This is a genomic window from Citrobacter sp. Ct235, from assembly GCF_030332305.1.
In the GTDB taxonomy this organism is placed as follows: Bacteria; Pseudomonadota; Gammaproteobacteria; order Enterobacterales; family Enterobacteriaceae; genus Citrobacter_A; species Citrobacter_A telavivensis.
This window is the reverse complement of the sequence record NZ_JAOWIC010000048.1, coordinates 181947-203386: the sequence shown is the minus strand read 5'-3', so window position 1 is coordinate 203386 and position 21440 is coordinate 181947. Positions and strand designations below refer to the sequence as shown.

Annotated in this window: 20 protein-coding genes and 1 pseudogene; 18 read left to right on the top strand and 3 right to left on the bottom strand. The window is 52.8% G+C overall.

Translation table 11 applies throughout. From position 1 onward, the window contains the following. Positions 1–93 precede the first annotated feature (93 nt). The 3 genes from OGY35_RS16380 to OGY35_RS16370 all read left to right on the top strand — a co-directional run bounded on the left by OGY35_RS16380 (position 94) and on the right by OGY35_RS16370 (position 2137). On the top strand, positions 94–417 hold the full coding sequence (locus OGY35_RS16380) for a heavy metal-binding domain-containing protein (RefSeq protein WP_042320310.1): 324 nt from the start codon (positions 94–96) through the stop codon (positions 415–417). Next, a complete protein-coding gene (locus OGY35_RS16375; RefSeq protein WP_286632828.1) occupies positions 414–1244 on the top strand; it encodes an N-acetylmuramoyl-L-alanine amidase in 831 nt (276 codons plus the stop codon). Before OGY35_RS16380 ends, OGY35_RS16375 begins: the two co-directional genes overlap by 4 nt. A 269-nt stretch (positions 1245–1513) precedes the next feature. Then, positions 1514–2137, top strand: a complete 624-nt coding sequence (locus OGY35_RS16370) for a helix-turn-helix domain-containing protein (RefSeq protein ID WP_286632827.1) — start codon at positions 1514–1516, stop codon at positions 2135–2137. Here the strand turns inward: OGY35_RS16370 and OGY35_RS16365 are convergent, their stop codons facing one another. Further along, positions 2138–2779: a type II secretion system protein GspB, cryptic system variant gene (locus OGY35_RS16365; protein ID WP_286632826.1), complete on the bottom strand. Its 642-nt coding sequence runs from the start codon at positions 2777–2779 to the stop codon at positions 2138–2140. After that, positions 2779–4356, bottom strand: a complete 1578-nt coding sequence (locus OGY35_RS16360) for an ExeA family protein (protein ID WP_286632825.1) — start codon at positions 4354–4356, stop codon at positions 2779–2781. The genes OGY35_RS16365 and OGY35_RS16360 overlap by 1 nt, the downstream gene beginning before the upstream one ends. 300 nt (positions 4357–4656) lie before the next feature. Between OGY35_RS16360 and gspC the strand changes: the two genes are divergently transcribed. From gspC to OGY35_RS16285, 15 genes are all read left to right on the top strand, one after another. Continuing rightward, complete coding sequence (gene gspC, locus OGY35_RS16355; RefSeq protein ID WP_178824230.1) at positions 4657–5388, top strand: type II secretion system protein GspC; 732 nt, start codon at positions 4657–4659, stop codon at positions 5386–5388. A gap of 13 nt (positions 5389–5401) precedes the next feature. Further along, a complete protein-coding gene (gene gspD, locus OGY35_RS16350; protein ID WP_286632824.1) occupies positions 5402–7324 on the top strand; it encodes a type II secretion system secretin GspD in 1923 nt (640 codons plus the stop codon). A gap of 13 nt (positions 7325–7337) precedes the next feature. Continuing rightward, positions 7338–8816 carry a type II secretion system ATPase GspE gene (gene gspE, locus OGY35_RS16345; protein ID WP_286632823.1) on the top strand — a complete coding sequence of 493 codons (1479 nt, stop codon included), beginning with the start codon at positions 7338–7340 and terminating at the stop codon, positions 8814–8816. Continuing rightward, positions 8816–10024, top strand: a complete 1209-nt coding sequence (gspF, locus tag OGY35_RS16340) for a type II secretion system inner membrane protein GspF (RefSeq protein WP_286632822.1) — start codon at positions 8816–8818, stop codon at positions 10022–10024. Before gspE ends, gspF begins: the two co-directional genes overlap by 1 nt. Positions 10025–10027: 3 nt before the next feature. Further along, complete coding sequence (gene gspG, locus OGY35_RS16335; protein ID WP_286632821.1) at positions 10028–10477, top strand: type II secretion system major pseudopilin GspG; 450 nt, start codon at positions 10028–10030, stop codon at positions 10475–10477. After that, positions 10477–10962, top strand: a complete 486-nt coding sequence (gspH, locus tag OGY35_RS16330) for a type II secretion system minor pseudopilin GspH (protein WP_286632820.1) — start codon at positions 10477–10479, stop codon at positions 10960–10962. Before gspG ends, gspH begins: the two co-directional genes overlap by 1 nt. After that, positions 10955–11335: a type II secretion system minor pseudopilin GspI gene (gene gspI / locus OGY35_RS16325; protein ID WP_286632819.1), complete on the top strand. Its 381-nt coding sequence runs from the start codon at positions 10955–10957 to the stop codon at positions 11333–11335. The genes gspH and gspI overlap by 8 nt, the downstream gene beginning before the upstream one ends. Next, positions 11332–12024 carry a type II secretion system minor pseudopilin GspJ gene (gspJ, locus tag OGY35_RS16320; RefSeq protein WP_286632817.1) on the top strand — a complete coding sequence of 231 codons (693 nt, stop codon included), beginning with the start codon at positions 11332–11334 and terminating at the stop codon, positions 12022–12024. Before gspI ends, gspJ begins: the two co-directional genes overlap by 4 nt. Further along, entirely contained in the window at positions 12024–13034 is a 1011-nt protein-coding gene (gspK, locus tag OGY35_RS16315; RefSeq protein WP_286632919.1) for a type II secretion system minor pseudopilin GspK, read from the top strand. Before gspJ ends, gspK begins: the two co-directional genes overlap by 1 nt. A gap of 15 nt (positions 13035–13049) precedes the next feature. Continuing rightward, entirely contained in the window at positions 13050–14192 is a 1143-nt protein-coding gene (gene gspL / locus OGY35_RS16310; RefSeq protein WP_286632815.1) for a type II secretion system protein GspL, read from the top strand. Then, complete coding sequence (locus OGY35_RS16305) at positions 14189–14674, top strand: type II secretion system protein M (RefSeq protein ID WP_286632814.1); 486 nt, start codon at positions 14189–14191, stop codon at positions 14672–14674. Before gspL ends, OGY35_RS16305 begins: the two co-directional genes overlap by 4 nt. Further along, positions 14671–15468, top strand: coding sequence for a prepilin peptidase (locus OGY35_RS16300; protein WP_286632813.1), 798 nt, complete (start codon positions 14671–14673; stop codon positions 15466–15468). The genes OGY35_RS16305 and OGY35_RS16300 overlap by 4 nt, the downstream gene beginning before the upstream one ends. Before the next feature lie 260 nt (positions 15469–15728). Continuing rightward, on the top strand, positions 15729–18467 hold the full coding sequence (locus tag OGY35_RS16295) for a glycosyl hydrolase family 18 protein (protein ID WP_286632812.1): 2739 nt from the start codon (positions 15729–15731) through the stop codon (positions 18465–18467). Between the two features lie 139 nt (positions 18468–18606). After that, the gene (iagB, locus tag OGY35_RS16290) at positions 18607–19053 is read left to right on the top strand and encodes a type III secretion system invasion protein IagB (RefSeq protein ID WP_286632811.1); all 447 of its coding nucleotides are present in this window, start codon (positions 18607–18609) and stop codon (positions 19051–19053) included. Between the two features lie 138 nt (positions 19054–19191). After that, positions 19192–21015, top strand: a complete 1824-nt coding sequence (locus OGY35_RS16285; RefSeq protein ID WP_286632810.1) for a glycoside hydrolase family 19 protein — start codon at positions 19192–19194, stop codon at positions 21013–21015. A 38-nt stretch (positions 21016–21053) separates the two neighbouring features. Here the strand turns inward: OGY35_RS16285 and OGY35_RS16280 are convergent. After that, positions 21054–21440: pseudogene (locus OGY35_RS16280) on the bottom strand (IS4 family transposase); the annotation flags it as partial.

Sequence of the window (21440 nt, the reverse complement as noted above, 5' to 3'; positions counted from 1 at the left end):
CTAAGATAACAGTCATCTACGATAATCAATTATATCCTTTCAATGATAGTGTATGGCGCTGATAATGTGCTGAATGTAACCAGGAGAGACATCATGCAATTTTCGACAACCCCCACGCTTGAAGGACAGAGCATCGTGGAATACTGCGGTGTGGTCACCGGCGAAGCCATTCTGGGCGCGAACATCTTCCGGGACTTTTTTGCCGGTATTCGCGATATCGTCGGCGGTCGTTCAGGCGCTTATGAAAAAGAGTTACGTAAAGCGCGTGAGATTGCCTTCGCAGAACTGGGTGAACAGGCGAAAGCGCTGGGCGCTGACGCGGTGGTCGGCATTGATATCGATTACGAAACGGTCGGCAAAGACAGCAGCATGCTGATGGTCAGCGTGAGCGGGACCGCGGTGAAAACCCGCCGATGAAGACATGGCTGTGGCTGGTGGCCCTGGCACTGCTGTTAACGGGGTGTACGGGTGAAAAGGGGATCGTTGACAGAGAAGGCTACCAGCTCGATACCCGTCATCAGGCGCAGGCGGCGTATCCTCGCATCAAAGTGTTAGTGATCCACTATACGGCGGATGATTTCGATGGCTCGCTGGCGACGTTGACGGATAAAAACGTCAGCTCGCATTATCTGATCCCGGCGGTGCCGCCGTTACATCGGGGTATACCGCGTATCTGGCAACTGGTACCGGAGCAGGATCTGGCGTGGCATGCGGGCATCAGCTTCTGGCGCGGTGCGACGCGCATTAACGACACCTCAATTGGCATTGAACTGGAAAATCGCGGCTGGCAAAAATCGGCGGGTGAAAAATATTTTTCCCCGTTTGAACCCGCGCAGATTCAGGCACTGATACCGCTGGCGAAAGACATTATCGCCCGTTATGACATTAAGCCGCAGAACGTGGTTGCGCATGCGGACATCGCCCCGCAGCGAAAAGACGACCCCGGCCCGCGGTTTCCCTGGCAGGCGCTGGCAGAGCAGGGGATTGGCGCCTGGCCTGATGCGCAGCGGGTCAATTTCTATCTTGCCGGACGGGCACCGAACGCCCCTGTTGAGATGGCATCACTGCTGGGCCTGTTGTCGCGTTATGGTTATGAGGTGAAGCCTGACATGACCGCACGTGAGCAGCAGCGCGTGGTGATGGCGTTCCAGATGCATTTCCGCCCGACGCTATGGAACGGCGTTGCCGATGCCGAAACGCAGGCGATTGCTGAGGCGCTGTTGGAGAAGTACGGGCAGGGGTGAGCCTGCCTGTCAATCATGGCGCAAGCCCGAACTAGTCTTTTTCTGGACTGATAAAAACTGAAGTATTCCTTCACATAACTTATAGTTGACCCACTTTAAATTACTCGCATCAATGATTGACATCGAACATGCGACGTAATGATAAAAAATAAACAAACAATTGAGATTCGTTCTCACCGTAAAGTAATTTCTTATTTAAAAAGGACTGCTGGTAACGCGAGATCGCGGAAATTACACGTCTTTATTAATTATCTTAAGCGGGTATTATAATGTTAAGTACTTTTGGTAAAAAACTGCGTCCTCATCAAGAAAAAGAAGCTATTATTTCCATAACGGAAGGTTACGAAGAAAAAACCTTAAAGAAATGGCAAAAGTTATCAACGGCTGATTCCAAATATATTTATATTATCGTCAGCGGCGAAGTAGAGTTTCGCCGTGAATCAGATGAACTTTGCATGTTCACTGTCGCGGGGCCGTGTATCTTTGGTCTCTCCTCCATGTTCTGTCATACTTCACATATGTACGCTCTTGTCCGTACTAATACCGTGGTGCGCTCTATCCCAAAAGATGAGTTCACTCAACTGATCACAGAACATAACTTATGGGAAGACCTTACCAGACTGCTCTTCTGGTATGTTCTTCTCATGAGCAAGCGGGATGATATTCTGGTCGCCCGCAGCGCCTATTCGGTAGTACGTGAATTTTTATATGAAATTCATGAGTTAAAAATTAACTATCAGCGTGATATTAACGTTTATGACTATATCCAGGAATACACTAACCTGGCACGCAGCACCATTATTAAAATTCTATCCGACCTGAAAAAAGGGCAATATATCATTGTGGAAAAGGGTCGACTCCTTAACATGACGCACTTGCCGGAAAAATATTGATTACTCCAGCCGGTCTCCTTTTTTCAGAAGAGGAGACCGCGTCACATCACTCTGCGTGAGTTTTGCCTGGGGAGTTTCCTGCGTTTCGTCAACCGGCGGTGCGGGAATTTTCCCTTGCGCATAATCCTGCTGCTGCTCCTTTAATGCCTGCTTAAACAACTCAGTTAACGACGTATTATCACGACCTTCGCTGACGCTCTCGTTCGCGGCATCATCCTCGTGCGCCTGCGTGCCTGGCAATGTATCGCGAGAGGTATGCTGAGATATATTTCCGTCCGGCGCCTGCCGCCAGTCACTCTCATCGCTATTTATCGGGATATCCTGCATGGCCGGGATATCATCCTCATGTCTGGGCGCAGGTTCAGAATGCGGGTGTGGGAACGGTTTACTCACGTACACATAGTGCATATCTGAAAGCCTGGCCTGCGGCATGACAACACTTGCGTTAACCGGCTCCGGCGTCGGGTGACGCAGGTTCCAGTAAATATGTGTGTAAATCCCGGCTGCCAGCAACGTGAAGAGTCCCAGCATCCATAATATGCTGTGACCGACTATTTTTTTCATACCGGGGAGGCGATATGAAAACCAGACCGCCTCCCCGGTGGCGTAGCTCCGTTGAGCCGCAAGACATATTGTCGACATCAGGAACGTTTCTCCTGGGGTGAGGTATCGTGAGTGGCATGAGACGCCTGGAGCAGTACGCTCGGCGTGGTGTTGGTTTCTCGCATCAGCTGCATTAGCGTGTCTTCGCCAGGGATGCCGTCGACATGCAGATTCATTCTCTGCTGGAATTCACGGGTACGCTTCATCATTTCCGCCGTCCAGCTCTGCGCATGCGTTTCGGGCTGTGCGAGCGCGAGACTCAGTTGTTGGTCGAGCCAGGCCAGATCTTTACTGTCACTGGTTGCGCTGATGGCGTCTTTGCCCTGTGGCGTCAGACGGTGCAACTGCGTGTAATGTCCGGTTGCATGTTGAGTAAACCAACTGCGGCTGACCTGCCAGGTGCGGTTATTCATCAGCAGATCCAGGGACTCATTGCCGGCACGAGCAACAACGGCATAGTTAAGATGATCGCCGGTTTTGATTTCGCTGACCCACGGATAACCTTCCTTTGCCAGTTCCTCCAGCGGCGCGGTGCCTTGTTTGCACATCAGATTCACCTTCGCGGCATTCTGGCATAAGGCATCTTCCGCTGAAGCATCGTAACCCCACATCACATACAGTTGATGCATCGCGTCGGGCTGATTCACCATTTCATTATCGATAGTCGGCGCAACCGGCACCTGGGTTTTCAGCGTCTGCTGCTGCCAGCTCACTGGAACCGGTAGGTGAATCGGAAGTCTGGCGCTGATTGGTGCCATCAGAGACCAGCCGCAGGCTGCGAAAATCGTAGACGCCAGTACACCGACGGTTGCCAGGCGCTTACCGTGGTTTTGGGCGGGCAGAATCTCGCCGGCAGCCAGGCGTAAATGACGGGGTCCCACACAAGCGGCGCGTTCGGTCCATGCCGCAAGCATCGATAAGTGCGCCAGTTCATTGAATTTGCTGAGATGACCTTTTGTCAGTTTATGCATTTTGCGTATGCGTGCGGGGGCTAACGGTGACGTTTCGCAGTCCTGCTCATCACACTGGGACTGTACATAGTCCAGCATTTCACGGCAGGTCAGGGAACGAACCACATGATGCGTATGAACGTACTCCTGAAGACCGGACTTTTGCATCAGAACCGTTTCCTGATCCACCGAGCCCATCAGCACAATCGATAGCGGAAATGCCAGCTCCTGCGCATGGGCTAACAACATGCCCAGCACGTCGCGGCAGTTATCTTTCATGGCTTCCACGTGCGAAATCACCAGCACTTTACTTTTCGCCTTACGGGAAGCTGGTGCTTCCTGCCACTGGCGCAGCACGGCATCCACCGCATGAAGACGGGTTTGGCTTTCTTTGCTTCCGGGATTGAGCTTGTACAGCAGGCTACTGGCACTCAATTTGGGGAAAGCATTAATAGACAGTACATCGTGACCGCTGCTTTTCAGCGCCTCGCTGTACTGAAAAAGCAGCGCCGTGTCGTTGCAAAAGAGCCCGGTAATTCCCGCCTGTCCGGTTTTCTCTTTCAGCAGGTTGAAAATATCCTGATGATAAGGCACAAAAAAGTCGCCCGAGGCACGGGTGACTTTCCTGAATGGCGGATTTTTAAAATTAAAATGACTCTGATACATAACGACTTACCGTCTCTTTACATGAATAGCACTGAGACGAAAAGTAAGGGAAAGCAGACGGCGGAGCAATTTTTAAAGAGAGTAAAAATAACCTCTTGTTCATCCTTAACATTAGGATTTTAACCGGTCAATATTTTTCTTCGTTAAAGTTAATGGTAATGCCGATAGTCGGATGCAGACCCGTTAATTACTATTTGCTGCATATATTGGTGCAGCACGATGCTGCTCATTTTCGTTTTGCAACAGGACAGATGAATAATGAATTACTCATTTCTCTCCCGCTGGAGAACGCCTTTTATGATGTTTGTATTGCTTATATTTTGCGGACAGCAAGGGTATGTGATCATCAAAGATTATCAAAAGGTAGCAAAAAAGCTGGCGAACGCGGATGCAAAACCCGTGAAACAACGCGGGGAAGAAAAAGCGTTTGCGCTTTTCGCTGCGGCGGTGCGCCCACAACACCCATCCACGTCTGCCCAAAAAACGTTATCTGCTGAAATTGAGGGGATTGTCAGGAGTGACGATGCCTGGCTTTCCTTTGCCGTGATTAAGACCCAGAGCGGGCAGAAGAGCTATCGCGAGGGAGAGAAACTGACCGGGTTCGACGACGTCTATATCGAGTCAATCAATAAAGACAACGTCGTGGTGAATTATGAAGGAACGTCGCAGGTACTGACATTAAAGACACCTGATTATTTTAAGGGCGACGTTGACAGCGGCCCGGTAACGAAATCGACAAAGGATGCAGGAGCCGACCAATTGCATCTTGATGATTATCTGGTGTTGAAACCGTTAATCGAAAAGGGACAACTGGAAGGCTATAACATTAATCCAAGGGATGCTTCACCATTTTATACCCATTCAGGGCTGGAAAAAGGTGATGTGGCGATTGAAGTTAATTCTGTCGATATGACGAAAGAAGCACAGGCGAAAAGTATTCTCGCTAACTGGTCGAAGATGAAAGAAGCGGAGGTCGTCGTCAGACGTCACGCTCACCTTGAAAATATTCGGGTTAATGTTCTAAACAATTAACAAGTGTACAGACATGAAGAAATTTCCCTGGGCGTGCGTGGCGCTGACCGCATTGTCGTTGTATTCAAGTTCGCTGTTTGCAGCAAACTTTAGCGCCAGTTTTAAAAATACCGATATTCGTGAATTTATCGATACGGTGGGGCGCAATTTAAATAAAACCATCCTGGTGGATCCCTCCGTGCAGGGATCGGTGTCGGTCAGAACCTACAACGTGCTGACGGAGGATGAGTATTACCAGTTCTTTTTAAGCGTGCTGGATCTGTACGGTTTATCGGTGATTCCGATGGATAACGGCATGGTCAAAGTGGTGCGCTCAAGCGTGGCGCGTATGGCGGGCGCACCGGTCGTCGACAGTAATAATCCCGGCAAAGGGGATGAGATCATTACCCGTGTCGTGCGAATGGAAAACGTCCCTGTGCGCGAACTTGCACCCTTGCTCCGTCAGCTCAATGATGCTTCTGGTATCGGTAACGTGGTGCATTTCGAACCGTCGAATGTGCTGCTGTTAACCGGCAAAGCCTCGGTGGTGAACCGACTGGTGGATCTGGTACAGCGCGTGGATAAAGACGGCGTTCAGCGCCGCGAGATAGTACCGCTGCGTTTTGCCTCCGCGAAGGAACTGTCGGAAATGTTGAATAACCTCAACAACGAAGAGCAGAAAGGACAAAGCGCGCCGCAACTGACCACGAAAGTGGTGGCCGATGATGAAACCAATAGCCTGGTGATCAGCGGTTCGGAAGAGGCGCGAGCGCGCACCCGTTCGCTGATTGGTCAACTGGATCGTGAGCAGAATAACGAAGGGAATACCCGCGTGTTCTACCTCAAATACGCTAACGCCAGCAAAGTGGTACCGGTGCTGACCGGGATTGGCGAACAGTTGAAAGATAAGCCCGGCGCGGCGAAGGGCAAAACGTCGATGGCCGCGTCTGACATGAATATTACCGCCGACGAATCGACTAACTCACTGGTGATCACCGCGCAGCCTAATGTGATGAACTCTCTTGAGAAGGTGATCGATAAGCTGGATATTCGTCGCCCGCAGGTCCTGGTGGAAGCGATTATTGCTGAAGTACAGGACGGTAACGGCCTGGATCTCGGCGTGCAGTGGACCAGCAAACACGGCGGCGTACAGTTTGGTTCGACCGGTATGCCGATTAGCCAGGTTGATAAAACGAAAATTATCGGCAGCTTTACCGGTCTGGCGACCGGCTTTTTCAACGGTGATTTTGGCGGGCTGATGACGGCGCTCTCAACCAATGGCAAAAACGACATCCTCTCCACGCCGAGTGTGGTCACGCTGGATAACAAAGAGGCGTCGTTTAACGTCGGACAGGATGTGCCGGTACTTTCCGGATCGCAAACCACCAGTGGTGATAACGTCTTTAACTCGGTTGAACGTAAAACGGTGGGGACCAAGCTGAAAATCGTGCCGCAGATTAACGACGGCGACATGATTCACCTCAAGATCGAGCAGGAAGTTTCCAGCGTGGACAACAGCGCGACGGAAGATGCCAGCCTTGGTCCAACCTTCAATACGCGCACCATCAATAACGAAGTGATGGTACACAGTGGTCAAACCGTGGTACTTGGCGGTCTGATGGAAAACGTGACCAAGCAGTCGGTCTCCAAAGTCCCGCTGTTGGGCGATATTCCGCTGGTGGGGCAGTTGTTCCGTTACACCTCGCAGGATTCCGCGAAACGTAACCTGATGGTCTTTATCCATACGACCGTGCTGCGAGATGACGACAACTACAGCGCGTCATCGAAAGAGCGATATGACCAGATCCGCGCGCGGCAGCAACAGCGCATGGAAGAGAAAAAGCTGGGTATTGTTGAAAATACCGACAACCCGATACTGCCTGCGTTCCCGGGGCAGATCGGCACTGCGCCGGTAAAACCCAGCGCCACCCCCTCCCGTAATCCGTTTAAAGAGTAAGGAGGGACGCTAAGTGGACGAACTGAGTAACGCGCTGTGCAGCAGTAGCTATGCAAAAGATAACGGCATTCTGTTTTACAACGACGAGGTATATGTCCGTAGTGAAACTCCCGCGTTTGCCTTGCTGGAGATGCGTCGGGTTCTGGGACGTTCTTTTGCGCCCGTTACCCTGACGCCTGAAGCCTTTGACGAGATGCTGGCGAAGATCTGGCAGCAAAGCAGCGGTGTCTCCCAGCAACTGGTGGACGACATGGATGCGGACATCGATCTGATGGCGCTAACCGAGGAGATCCCGGACAACGAGGATCTGCTCGATAACGACGAAAACTCGCCGGTGATCCGCCTGATCAACGCCATTCTTGGTGAGGCGGTAAAAGAAGGCGCCTCGGATATTCATATCGAAACGTTTGAGCGGACGCTGAGTATCCGCTTTCGCGTCGATGGCGTGCTGCGACCGGTGCTGCAACCCGCGCGCAAGCTCGCACCGCTGCTGGTGTCGCGTATCAAGGTTATGTCCAGGCTCGATATCGCTGAAAAACGTCTGCCGCAGGATGGTCGCATCTCTCTGCGCATTGGTCGCAAGGCGATCGATGTGCGCGTGTCGACTATTCCCTCGCAGTATGGTGAGCGGGTGGTCATGCGTTTGCTCGATAAAAGCAACCTTAAGCCAGACATCAATAAGCTTGGCCTGATTGATGAAGAACTGGATAAATTGAAAGGACTGATAGACCGTCCACACGGCATCATCCTGGTGACCGGGCCGACAGGCTCCGGGAAAAGCACCACTCTCTACGCCATTCTCTCGGCGCTCAACGGCCATGAACGCAACATTCTGACCGTCGAGGACCCGATTGAGTACGAGCTCGAAGGGGTGGGGCAAACGCAGGTGAACCCGCGCGTGGACATGACTTTTGCCAGAGGACTGCGCGCCATTTTGCGCCAGGACCCGGACGTGGTGATGATTGGCGAGATTCGCGACGGGGAAACGGCGCAAATTGCGGTGCAGGCATCGCTCACGGGTCACCTGGTGATGTCCACGCTGCACACCAACAGCGCCGCCGGGGCCATTACCCGCCTGCGCGATATGGGGCTGGAGTCGTTTTTAATTGGCTCATCATTGCTCGGCGTTATAGCCCAGCGTCTGGTGCGCCGGCTGTGCTCTCACTGCCGTACCACCAGTCCGCTGGGGGACAATGAAAAAGCGCTGTTCAGCTTCATGGACGCGCCGCCAACCGCGATTTATCGTGCGGTGGGCTGCGAACATTGCCGTCAGAGCGGTTATCAGGGGCGTGCCGGGATCCATGAATTTCTGGTCGTCGATACCGCCATGCGTCGCGCCATTCACGAAGATAAAGATGAGATGTCCATCGAAACGCAGTTGTTTAAGCAGGCTTACAGCCTGCGCGAAAATGGACTCCTGAAGGTGATTAACGGTGTGACGTCGCTGGAAGAGGTCATGCGCGTCACCGCCGAGCGCGGAGGGGATCAGTAATGGCTTTCTACGCATGGACGGCGACAGATGCTACAGGGAAAACCCGGCGCGGCACGCTGCAGGCCGATGGGCAAAAGCAGGTTCGCCAGATGCTGCGCGAACAAAAGCTGATGCCGAGCAGTATTGCGGAAACCCGCGAGAAGGCGGTGGTGGGACAAGCGAAAACCGGCACAAAACTGTCGACACCCGTGCTGTCGATGTTTACCCGTCAACTGTCGACGCTGGTTAACGCCGCGCTACCGCTGGAAAGTGCGCTAAAGGCGATATCAAAACAGACGGAAGATAAAAAACTGGCGGCGATGGTGGTGGAAATCCGCGAGAAGGTGGTGGAAGGGCATACGCTATTTGACGCTTTCAGCCAGTTCCCGCGCACGTTCGACACGCTTTACTGCACGCTGGTGATGGCGGGGGAAAAGACCGGCCATTTGGGCGGTGTGCTGGAAAAACTGGCAGAGTACAACGAGCAGCGTCAGAAGATGAAAAGCAAGCTGACGCAGGCGATGGTCTATCCGATCACCCTGACCGTGGTGGCGATCGCGGTAATCAGTATTCTGCTGGTGGCGGTGGTGCCGCAGGTGATCGAACAGTTCACCCATATGAAGCAGCAACTGCCAATGACCACCCGTACGTTAATTGCGGTGAGTGATTTTCTGCAAGCTTTCGGGATTTATATCGCGGGCAGCCTGGCGGGAGGCATTATCGGCTTTAAGACGTGGCTTAAAAACGCGAAAAATCGATTTCGCTGGCACCGTTGGCTGGTGAATGCTTCACCTGTCAAAAAGCTGGTCTGCGCTATCAACAGCGCCCGCTATATCCGCACGCTGAGTATTTTGCAGGCGAGCAGCGTCCCGCTGCTGGAAGGGATGTATATCGCCATGGACGGTATCGAAAATCTTTATGCCCGGCAGGTGCTGGAACAGGCGGCGGATACCGTGCGTCAGGGGGCGACATTATATGCGGCGCTGGACCAGGCGAAATTATTTCCACCCACCATGCTATATATGATCGCTTCCGGCGAAGAGAGTGGGGAGTTAGGCAATTTAATGGACCGCGCGGCGGAAAACCAGGAATCCGCATTACAGCACCGCATTACATTAACGCTGTCGGTATTTGAGCCGGCACTGGTGGTCTCCATGGCGACAATTGTTTTATTTATCGTGCTGTCGATATTACAACCGCTTCTGCAACTTAATAATATGGTAGGTTAAATTATGGCTATGAAACAAAAACACCTGGCTCGCCAGGCGGGCTTCACGCTGCTCGAATTAATGGTGGTGATTGTTATCCTCGGGGTTCTTGCCAGTATGGTGGTACCCAACTTAATGGGGAATAAAGAAAAAGCGGACCTGCAAAAGGCAACCAGCGATATTGTAGCGCTCGAAGGCTCACTGGATATGTATAAACTGGATAACCACCGTTATCCCACGACTGAGCAGGGCCTGCAGGCGCTGGTTAGCAAACCTGAAATCGCGCCAATTCCAAACGGCTATCGCGCAGATGGCTATATTCGTCGCTTGCCGCAGGATCCGTGGGCCAGTGATTATCTGTTAGTCAGTCCCGGCGAGCATGGCGCTGTAGATGTCTTTTCCGCCGGTCCGGACGGTGAAGCGAATACCGCCGATGATATTACTAATTGGTCTCTCGATAAAAAATCGAAATAATGAAAAAACAACGTGGCTTTACGTTGCTGGAAATTATTCTGGCGCTGGTGATATTTGCCAGTTGCGCCATGATGGTGGTGTCAACCATTCCTTCACGCAGCGGTGCGGATATATTTGGCCAGCAATTAAAAGCCCTTGTTGATTATGGTTCTGACTGTGCCGTAATGGACGGAAATATCGTGGGACTGGTGGTCACAACGGACAATTATCAACTGGTGACGCTGGACGATAAAAATGGCGAGCGTCACTGGGCGCCTTTATCCGCAGGTCGTATTACCACGCAAGGCGATTTTCCTGAAGATATGCACGTTTCGCTTGCGCCGCAACGCCTGGCCGCCACGGTGGATGCCGAACCCCAGGTCGTCTTTTTACCGGACGGCGAAATCAGTCGATTCACGCTGTCGCTGCAAAGTGATGACAAGCAGCACCATTTTCGCGTGGTGTCGCAAGGGGCGGCCCCCGTGTCGGTAGAGAACGATGAATAACGACAAGAAAAAACAAAAAGGGATGACGTTGCTGGAGGTGATGGTGGCATTGGTCATCTTCTCCACCGCCGCGCTGGCGCTGATGAACTCGGTCACCCTCAGCGTGCGTTTCACCCATGGTCTTGCCGATACGCTACAGGCCAGTTGGGTGGCAGAAAACCAGTTAGTGGAAGCACAGTTGAGCAAAAGTGATTTTCCAGACGCGCAAGAGCATGGGACGGAGATGATGGGCGGGCGCGACTGGAACTGGCGCAAACAACGGGTAAAGACGGCGGATAACGGCTGGGCTAACGCGATACGGGTCTATGCGGAAGGCGACGAGAGCCAGCCGGTCATTACGTTGCAGATTATTCCGCCAGGAGAAAGCCAGTGAACAACAGACAACGCCAGCGCGGATTTACTCTGCTGGAGGTCATGATTGCGCTGACCATTTTTGCGGTGATCAGCACCCTGGCCTGGCAAATTCTGGACGGGGCGATGCGGACCAGTTCTGCGACGGAGTCCAGTACGGCGAAGCTTAATCAGCTTCAGCGTGCCTGGAGCCTGATGGAGCGCGATTTCTTTCAGCTTCAGGCGCGTGCGCCGCGTAATGAGCCAGACGTATTCCGCCAGGATGACGATGCCATTGAACTGACCACGCTGAATGGCGTGAGCGGTTCAGTGCAACTGGAGCGTGTACGCTGGCGGTTGGATGCGGGGCATTTGTATCGCGATGTCTGGCCAGCCATTGATAGCCCGGTGGACGTCAAACCAGAAGCCGTGCCGATCGTCAGCGAAGTGAAATCAGCGGAATGGCGTTTTTACAGGAAAGGCTGGCAAAAAAGCTGGAGTGATTCTGCGCACCAGCCGGACGGCGTGGAACTGACGCTGACCATGAAAGAGGGGGAGACCTGGCGCTGGGTGTTTATGACGCCGGGCGATCTGCCGGATGCAGCCGTGGTCGCGCCGAAAGACAATGCCGACGCGTCAGCCTCGAAAGACAACGCAGATATGCCAGCATCGGCGGCAGACGCCGCGCCCGCGGTACAGACGACACCGCAGCCTGCGCCGGAAGGTAAATGATGAGCACATTGCGCAAACAAAAAGGCGTGGCCCTGCTGGTGGTGTTGATCCTGCTGGTCATGATGTCGGCGCTGGCGGCCAAAATTAGCCAGCAGTTCTGCCGTAACCTGCAGAAAACCCACTATCAGGTGAGCCAACAGCAGTTGCGCTGGGCGGTACAGGCGCAGGAAAAGGTGGTGAAGGACAGGCTACAGTCCGACGCCAGCGGCGAAAGCAAAGCGCTGGCTCTTGATGGCGACTGGCATCAACCGCTGGAAACCCGTGGAGAAGATTACACGGTAGTGAGCCAGGTGGAAGATGCGCAAACCTGCTTCAACGTCAATAACCTGCTCGCCGAAGAGAAGGAAGCGCAGGGGCAAAATGCCCCTGCGGTGCCGGAAAAACCGCTTAAGGAGCGGATTGTTGAGCAGATTCTGGCCCAGAGCGGCATCAGTCTGACGACGGCAGAGGAGATCTATTGGCAACTGGTGGACTACCTCGATGGCGACAGCACTACGGCCAAAGAAGGCGCGGAGAGCGATGCCTGGGCTGGCGTGGTGCCGGCCCGCCAGCCCGCCAACCAGATGATGCGTAACATCTCAGAGCTAAAACTGTTGCCTGCGTTCCCGACCATGGCGTATGCAAAAGTGAGCAAGCTACTGTGCGCGTTGCCGGATTCCGCGAGCAAAGTGGACGTCAATACGCTAAGCCCGGAACAGGCGGCCGTTTTGGCGGCGCTGTTTCCTGGAAAACTGACGGAAGATGATGCCGTGCGCATGATTGAGGCGCGGCCTGAAACCGGCTGGGAAAACAGGGAGGCTTTCAGTAAGGCGCTGGAACAAAACTTCCCTCAGATTAAAGACGATTTGCCAGCAGTGGCGGATCAGATATCCATTAATAGTCGCTATTTCCGCGTCAACTATACCGGCAATACCGATGATCTAACGCTGCGCGTGGTCAGTCAGCTTCAGGTAAATCAGGAAGCTGGCGAGATTATCACGTGGCAGCGTCGTTACCGAATGATTGAATAACAAAAGTCGAATGCTATGAAACAGGTGCTTTTTATTCGTCCCGACAGCCGCGAGGACGGGACGTTATGGTGGTGCGAATCGGGAAGCCAGCAGGTGGCAATGCTTGATAACCTGGAAAGGTTGGGGGAGTTGTCGGACCATCCGCTGGCGGCGCGTGTATGTCTGTTGTTGCCAGCCAGCGAGATGATTTTCCGCCACTTCACGCTGCCGAAAAAGATCGCATCAAACGCGACAGCATTCTCGTGGATGGCTGAGGATACGCTGATCGGTGACGTGGATAACCTCCACTGGACGGTGCTCAATAAGAAAGGGCGCGAGGTGGATGCGGCAGCGATTGACGCCGCGCGTTTACGCCATTGGCTGCGTTGCTTTCACGATGCGGGACTCACGGTGGTCCAGGCGTTGCCGGATGCCTGGCTGTTGCCGATGTCCCAGGGGGAAAGCACGGTAGTCTCCCTTAATGAGAGCTACTGGCTGCGTTTTTCTCCGGCTGCCGCCTGTGAAGTTGACGCGACGCTGCTCCCGTTGTTATTGCAGAAAACCCGTGAGGGTGAAGTGTGTTGCTACGGGGAGATCCCCGATGGCGTGGACGTAGATGAACAGCGGCCGTGGCAACACCCGCTGGTGTTGATTCAGCCGCAATGGCAGACCTGCCGGATTAATTTGCTGCACGGTGAATTCAGTACCCGGGTTGTATCAGGCGGGGCAGTCAAAGGGGTCAGAGCGGCGATGGTGGCGGCCGGCATTCTGTCTCTGAGTTTGCTGTTAGGTCCGCGAATGGCGCTGGCCTGGATGTTGGTACAGGAAGAGAATCACGTCCAGCAGGAGATTGTACAAGTCTACCAGCATTACTTCCCGAGCATGCGTCAGATGACCAACCTTAAGTATCACTTTGGTCAGAACATGAAGAAACAAAATAAAGGCCTCTTCCTGCAACTTGATGAACTGGAAAACGCCAAACGGTCGGCTCCGGAAATGGAAATCTCTTTGCTGGAGTACGATGGCGACCGGGGGGCATTGACGCTGAGTGTCAGCGCGGAAAATCCGCAGGCGCTGCAGGAGTTTGTTAATCGGACGGGAGAGCATTTTGATTTTGCGCTGCAGCCTGTGTCAAAAGAGGCACCCTATACCGCTATGATTACCGGGAAATATAAATGAAAGAGCGAATCGCGCAGCTGAAATCGCGCTATCAGAATTACAGCGACAGGGAAAAAAAAGGGTTAATAATGTGTGCCGCAGTGATGTGCTGCGCTGCCGTTTATTACACTGCCGCTATTCCGCTGGATAATATGATTCAAAGCAGTAAATCAACGCTGACGCGGCAAAGAGAGACGCTGAACTGGATGCGCGGAGAAATTGATAAAAACCATCTTCAGGTACAGCAGGTGAAAACCAATAATCCGCGCAGCATTGTGGAAAAGAGCGCACACGATATTCATTTATCACTGATGGATGTGCGCCAGGACGGGCAGACGTTATCGTTTGTGGTGGAGCGGATCAATATTTATCAATTAAAGAACTGGCTGCGGCAAATGAATATGACCTCCGGTATCCGGCTGGAGAAAATGAGCCTCACATCGGTGGACCATCTGAGTGACGTTAAAGCAAAAATTCAGCTCACCTGGAAAAAAGGGGTATGAATACGTTTGCTCTGCTCCGGGACAGTTTCCCGCTGGCGGTGACCGGAATGAGTGCGGTTCTGGGGGCGATAATCGGCAGCTTCCTCGGCGTGGTCGCGGAACGTGTGCCGGCAATGATCATGGACGAAAAACCGCGCGGTAATTTGCTGTTTCCTGCGTCGCATTGTCCGGTATGCCAGCATTCACTTCGGGCGTGGGAGAACATCCCAATGGTCAGTTGGCTGGTACTTCGCGGCCGCTGTAGCCAGTGTCAGGCCGCTATTCCGCTACGTTTATTGGTCGTTGAATTTATCACTGCGCTTTTCTTTGGCGCAACGGCCTGGTGGGTGTCAGATGTTCAGGTACTTCTCTCACTCTGGCTGTTAGCGGCCTTTTTATTACCGTTGGCCATGATTGACGCGCAGCATCAGCTGTTGCCCGATTGTCTGACGCAACCGCTGCTGTGGAGTGGATTGCTGGTACACAGCGTCGACCTCGCGTTACCGCTTCATGATGCGCTTTTTGGCGCGGTAGCGGGTTACCTGTCGCTCTGGTTACTCTATTGGGCGTTTCGCTTGATCACCGGGCGTGAAGGCCTGGGCTACGGCGATTTTAAATTACTGGCTGCACTGGGAGCCTGGTGTGGCTGGCAGGCGTTGCCATCGATCGTACTGCTGGCGGCAATAAGTGGCATTGTCGGTTATTACGTTTTAATTAATTTAAATAAAAATAACCAAACTATTCCTTTTGGTCCCTCACTGGCCTTTGCTGGCGTGATGGTATTTGCTTACCAGACGCTCGCAGTCACATTCTAAATATTGTGGTCAAGTTTTTTTAAAAGTTTTTTTCAGCGGGGAAAAGAAGGAATAACATTTTCTCTCTCAGTATATTGTAGAAAGAACAGAAGCTATATGGATTTGAGATCTGTATCTTTTTATGGAGGAACGGAACGCACATAAATAATGTTCAGATAGAGATATCTCTTTGCTTTAAATAAAGTCTGTAAAAGATATTCCATGTTTTAAAGGAAGACATGGTTCACAACGTTTACGAATAAATTTATCAGGAAATAAAAATGAATTTTATGAAGCCTAAATATCTGGCGCTCTTTATTGCGGCGGCAACAAGTTCCGCATTCGCGGCTGCGCCAGGTACGCCTTCTATCAGCAGCGGCAATGACAAATTTGCCCTTGTCGAAGTAGACCAGGCGGCGCAGGCGTACAACAACCTCATCAAACTGCATAAAGATGGCGTAGATGTGAAGGTTGAGTGGAATGTCTGGAGTGGCGGCACGGCAACATCAGCGAAAGTTCTGCTGGATGGCACCACCGTCTGGAGTGGCGCGGGCAGCAATGCGGGTTCTGCGACCTTCAAAGTGAAAAAAGGGGGACGCTATCAGGAGCAGGTCGAACTGTGTAACACCAGCGGCTGTACCAAGAGCGCCAGCAAGCTGATCATCGTTGCGGACACCGACGGTAGCCATCTGCTGCCGCTGAATGCCGCACTGCGCGAAAACAACAAAACCTTCGCTCAGCACACCGATAAAGTGGTGGGGGCGTATTATCCGGAGTGGGGCGTTTATGACCGTGACTTCCAGGTCGATAAAATTCCTGCGGCTAACCTGAACCATATCCTGTACGGCTTCATTCCGATTTGCGGTGGCGATGGCATCAATGATGGTCTGAAAACCGTTGAGAATGGCAACAGTTTTGCCGCGTTGCAACGCGCCTGTGACGGCAGCCAGGACTTTACCGTCGCTATCCACGACCCATGGGCCGCGCTGCAGAAGCCGCAATCCGGCGTTTCCAACTGGGACGACCCGTACAAAGGTAACTTTGGTCAGTTGATGGCGATGAAAAAAGCGCATCCGGATCTGAAAGTTCTGCCTTCCATTGGCGGCTGGACCATGTCCGATCCGTTCTACCATATGGCTGACCCGGCTATTCGTGCGCGCTTTGTTGGCTCAGTGAAAGAGTTCCTGCAAACCTGGAAATTCTTTGACGGTGTCGATATTGACTGGGAATTCCCTGGCGGCGGCGGTGTGACTGAAACCCTGGGCAACCCGCAACAGGATAAAGCCACCTACACTGCGCTGATGCACGATCTCCGCACCATGCTGAATGAACTGAAAGCCGAAACCGGTCGTACCTACGAGCTGACTTCAGCGATTGGTTCCGGTAGCGATAAGATTGAAGACGCGGATTACACCACGGTGCAGCAGTATCTCGATCACATCTTCCTGATGAGCTATGACTTCTACGGCGCGTGGAGCAATACCGAACTGGGCCACCAGGCGGCGCTGAACGCACCGGCAGATCGTCCGGATACCAACTACACCACGGTTAACGGCATTAACGCGCTGCTCGGTCAGGGCGTACAGCCTGGCAAGATTGTTGTCGGTGCCGGCATGTATGGTCGTGGCTGGACCGGTGTCCATGGTCAGACGGGCAATAACCCGTTCACCGGCACCGCAACAGGCGCAGTGAAAGGGACCTGGGAACCGGGTGTTGTTGACTATCGCCAGATTGTTAAAGAATTCAAAGGTAAAGCAGGTTGGGAATCGGGCTACGATGCGGTTGCTGAGGCGCCATACGTCTTCAATAAAACCACCGGCGATCTTATCAGCTACGAAGACGCTCGTTCTACGACCGCAAAAGGCAAATACGTCCTGGCGAACAAACTGGGTGGCTTATTCGCATGGTCTATCGATTCTGATAACGGCGACATTCTGAACGCCATGAATGAAAGTCTGCTGGGTGGCTCATCGACGCCGGTTGATCCTGTTGTGACTAACCATGCGCCAATCGCTTCCGCGGCCGATCAGAACGTGACGGGTCCGGTCACCGTCACGCTTGATGGTTCTGCATCCAGCGATCCGGATGGCGACGCGATGACTTACAAATGGACCCAGGTTTCTGGCCCAGCCGTGACCATCAGCAACAGTGCCAAAGCGAAAGCGTCCTTTAACGTTGCCGCAGCGACCAGCGACCAGACGATGGTGTTCCGCCTGACCGTGACCGACGCCAAAGGGCTGAAAAACGCGGTTGATGTTCAGATTCTGAACAAAGCGCCGAAAGCAAACCAGGCGCCGGTGGTAAACCAGATGGAAACCATCACTCTGCAAGCTGGCGAAGGCCACTCTCTGCATGCGCAGGCAGCGGATCCCGATGGTGATGCTCTGACCTATACATGGAGTGTTCCAGCGGATATGCAAGCGACCGGTACCAATACCGCGAACGTGAACATCACTGCACCAGAGGTGAGCTCTGAGTCGACCTACACCCTGAGCGTAATCGTGAGCGATGGTAAAACCAGCGTGCAGTCTAACGTACAGGTTGTGGTAACGCCGAAACCGGCAGACGAAGGCAATACGCCATCTGATGAAGGTAACACCCCATCAGACGAAGGCAATACGCCATCTGACGAAGGTAACACCCCATCAGATGAAGGTAATACGCCATCTGACGAAGGCACTGCGACCAACAGCTGCGACAAACCGGTTGATGCGAATGCCAGCAAATATGCAGCATGGAGCGCCAGCAAAGTTTACAACAGCGGCAATACCGTCAGCTTCGACAATCTGGTATGGAAAGCGAAATACTGGACGCAGGGTAACCAGCCTGGCTTTGGTGTGGATGCGTGGGAACTGGTCAGCAAAGTGAGCATGAACTGGCGTTCTGATGTGGTCTACAACAGCGGTGAAACCACCACGTACCAGGGTTCTGTCTACCGTGCGAAATGGTGGACCCGTGGTGATAAGCCTGGTAACAGCGACGTATGGGTGAAAGAAGGGGCGTCAGCAGATTGCAAATAATCTTCTGACCCTGACATTACGGGCGCGATCTTCGCCCGTAATGGCTGACGGTTCCCGACATCGGGAACCGTCAGCCACTCAACAAAATAAATTGATGTGCGCAAGGAGAGAATAAGGAAATAAAGAAGCAGGTGATGAAATGAAACGATTAATCTTGTTGTTGCTGATTGTCAGCCAAAGTGTTTTCGCCAATTGCTGGGATAAAGCTGCACATTATTATCACGTCGACCCGTATTTATTATTTGCCATTGCAAAAGTGGAGTCAGGTATGAATCCCCATGCGGTGGGCTGGAACCACGATGGTTCGCGGGATGTTGGCTTGATGCAAATTAACAGTTCTCATTTTGGTGAGTTGCAACGACAAGGGATCGATGAGTCTCGCTTAATGGCAGAACCGTGTACCTCGATTATGGTTGGTGCGTCGATATTGTCGGACATGATTAAGGTGTATGGCTATAACTGGGAAGCGGTGGGGGCTTATAACGCTGGGCTGAAAAAAGAGAATTATTCACAGCGTATGATTTATGCCCGTAAGGTCTGGAATAAATACCAGAAGATAAAACCCTATATTTCGAAAGAATATTGATTTTTGTTTTTTGAAGAGTACCGGGCGGTGTTCTTCAGAAAATGAAAAGAATGGCAATTTCAGGTTTATTTATTAACGGAGTAATACATAAGCCGGGATTGCCTACACCATTGTTCCTAACAAACAGGATTATTTGAGATGACCAAAAGGACATTACTGAGCGTTCTCGTTGCGGGGGCGTGTATCGCCCCGTTTATGGCTCAGGCTAGCACGTTGCAGGCGACCAGCAGCGAACCGTACACCCTGAAAGCCAGCGACCTGGCGAAGAAAGAAAAGGAATTAACCAGCTTTCCGCTGATGGCGTCCGTAAAGGAGACTATCCGTACGCTCGATAACGCGCAGGTTGAGTTGATCGAACCAGGCCGTGCTGCGAATCCGGATAACGTGAAACGCGTTGAAGGTATTGTCAAAGCCAGCGACTGGGAATACCTGTTTCCGATGCGCGCGCAGTCTTACACTTACAGCAACTTCCTGAAAGCCGTGGGTAAATTCCCTGCGCTGTGTAAGACCTATAACGACGGGCGTGATAGTGATGCGATTTGTCGTAAAGAACTGGCAACCATGTTTGCCCACTTTGCGCAGGAAACCGGTGGGCATGAGAGCTGGCGTCCGGAAGCCGAATGGCGTCAGGCCCTGGTTCATGTTCGTGAAATGGGCTGGACTGAAGGTCAGAAGGGCGGTTACAACGGCGAATGTGACCCCAGTATCTGGCAGGGCCAAACCTGGCCGTGCGGTAAAGACAAAGACGGCGATTTCGTGAGCTATTTTGGCCGTGGCGCCAAACAGCTGTCTTACAACTACAATTACGGCCCGTTCTCTGAAGCCATGTTCGGGACGGTCCGCACGCTGCTGGACAAACCGGAGCTGGTGGCAGATACCTGGCTGAACCTTGCGAGTGCGATCTTCTTCTTTGCCTATCCGCAGCCGCCAAAACCCAGCATGCTGCAGGTTATCGACGGCACCTGGAAACCCAACGATCATGACAAAGCCAACGGTCTGGTTTCGGGCTTTGGTGTGACCACCCAGATCATCAACGGTGGCGTAGAGTGCGGCGGTCCGACCGAAATTGCGCAGTCTGAAAACCGTATCAAATACTACAAAGAGTTCGCGAAATACCTGAAAGTTCAGGTTCCGGCAAATGAAGTACTGGGCTGCGCCAACATGAAACAGTTCGACGAGGGTGGCTCAGGCGCGCTGAAGATTTACTGGGAGCAGGATTGGGGATGGAGCGCGGATACGCCAAGCGGTGCGACCTATTCTTGCCAACTGGTGGGCTATCAGACGCCATTCAGTGCATTCAAAGAGGGTGACTACAGCAAATGCGTGCAGAAATTCTTTGATGTGAAGATCGTCAACGACGATGGTTCCGCCACAACGCCTGATGAAGAGCCCGTTACGCCAACGCCATCTGACGATGAGACGCCGGCACCAACGCCGACGCCGACTCCGGATGAAACGCCAGAGGAACCTGCTACCGTTAATCATGCGCCAGTAGCACAGATTGCCGGTCCGATTGGCGCTGTCGAAGCGGGCGCGAAAGTGTCTCTGAGCGCGGAAGGGTCGACTGACGAAGACGGTAACACACTGATCTACACCTGGCGTTCCCAGGATGGTCAGACTGTCACGGGTAAGGACAAAGCCGTTGTGACGTTCAACGCGCCGGAATCTGCAACCGCTCAGCAGTATGAAGTGAGTCTGACCGTAAGTGACGGCGAACTGAGCACCACCACCTCTTACCTGCTGAACGTGAAAGCGAAAGCGGCGTCTCAGGATGGCGGTACCTCCGGTACTTACCCTGCCTGGACCACTAAGTCCAAGTACAAGGCAGGAGATATCGTGAATAACCGCGGTAAACTGTTCCAGTGCAAACCGTTCCCGTACAGCGGCTGGTGTAACAACTCGCCGAAGTACTATGAACCGGGTGCGGGTCTGGCCTGGTCCGACGCCTGGTCGGCGCTGTAATAGCAAAACGGCAACCTTCGGGTTGTAATGCCAGTCAGTTAAGCAACTGACTGGCCCTTTTTCGGGGCTGTGGGGTATTTCCAGGGCCTCTCCTTTACCACTCTCGGGAAGGCTCTTTCTCTTCTTGTCGGTAACTTTACCAGTTGCCCCATACTTTCAAGATCACGCATCAGTTCCGGGATTCGACCCGGTGAAGCACCCTGCAGCGTCATCAGCATCCTCATTACCATTCCGCATGATTCTGAGAAGCTCAGTTGATTCGGCCAGTATCCTTTCAGATGTCCCGCCATTTTAATCATCTGATATCTCACCAGATTATAAGCCAGTAAGACTCCCCATAACTCCTGCTCCACAAGCTCCGGCTTTTTACTTCGCAGTGTCAGCCTGCTCAGTTGCATCGTCTGCTTGATCTCCCGGTATCCCAG

Bases quoted from the DNA above. Each gene is read 5' to 3' on its own strand.
- OGY35_RS16380 (WP_042320310.1), top strand. From the start codon at position 94: ATGCAATTTTCGACAACCCCCACGCTTGAAGGACAGAGCATCGTGGAA.
- OGY35_RS16375 (WP_286632828.1), top strand. From the start codon at position 414: ATGAAGACATGGCTGTGGCTGGTGGCCCTGGCACTGCTGTTAACGGGG.
- OGY35_RS16370 (WP_286632827.1), top strand. From the start codon at position 1,514: ATGTTAAGTACTTTTGGTAAAAAACTGCGTCCTCATCAAGAAAAAGAA.
- OGY35_RS16365 (WP_286632826.1), bottom strand. From the start codon at position 2,779: ATGTCGACAATATGTCTTGCGGCTCAACGGAGCTACGCCACCGGGGAG.
- OGY35_RS16360 (WP_286632825.1), bottom strand. From the start codon at position 4,356: ATGTATCAGAGTCATTTTAATTTTAAAAATCCGCCATTCAGGAAAGTC.
- gspC (WP_178824230.1), top strand. From the start codon at position 4,657: ATGTTTGTATTGCTTATATTTTGCGGACAGCAAGGGTATGTGATCATC.
- gspD (WP_286632824.1), top strand. From the start codon at position 5,402: ATGAAGAAATTTCCCTGGGCGTGCGTGGCGCTGACCGCATTGTCGTTG.
- gspF (WP_286632822.1), top strand. From the start codon at position 8,816: ATGGCTTTCTACGCATGGACGGCGACAGATGCTACAGGGAAAACCCGG.
- gspG (WP_286632821.1), top strand. From the start codon at position 10,028: ATGGCTATGAAACAAAAACACCTGGCTCGCCAGGCGGGCTTCACGCTG.
- gspH (WP_286632820.1), top strand. From the start codon at position 10,477: ATGAAAAAACAACGTGGCTTTACGTTGCTGGAAATTATTCTGGCGCTG.
- gspI (WP_286632819.1), top strand. From the start codon at position 10,955: ATGAATAACGACAAGAAAAAACAAAAAGGGATGACGTTGCTGGAGGTG.
- gspK (WP_286632919.1), top strand. From the start codon at position 12,024: ATGAGCACATTGCGCAAACAAAAAGGCGTGGCCCTGCTGGTGGTGTTG.
- gspL (WP_286632815.1), top strand. From the start codon at position 13,050: ATGAAACAGGTGCTTTTTATTCGTCCCGACAGCCGCGAGGACGGGACG.
- OGY35_RS16305 (WP_286632814.1), top strand. From the start codon at position 14,189: ATGAAAGAGCGAATCGCGCAGCTGAAATCGCGCTATCAGAATTACAGC.
- OGY35_RS16300 (WP_286632813.1), top strand. From the start codon at position 14,671: ATGAATACGTTTGCTCTGCTCCGGGACAGTTTCCCGCTGGCGGTGACC.
- OGY35_RS16295 (WP_286632812.1), top strand. From the start codon at position 15,729: ATGAATTTTATGAAGCCTAAATATCTGGCGCTCTTTATTGCGGCGGCA.
- iagB (WP_286632811.1), top strand. From the start codon at position 18,607: ATGAAACGATTAATCTTGTTGTTGCTGATTGTCAGCCAAAGTGTTTTC.
- OGY35_RS16285 (WP_286632810.1), top strand. From the start codon at position 19,192: ATGACCAAAAGGACATTACTGAGCGTTCTCGTTGCGGGGGCGTGTATC.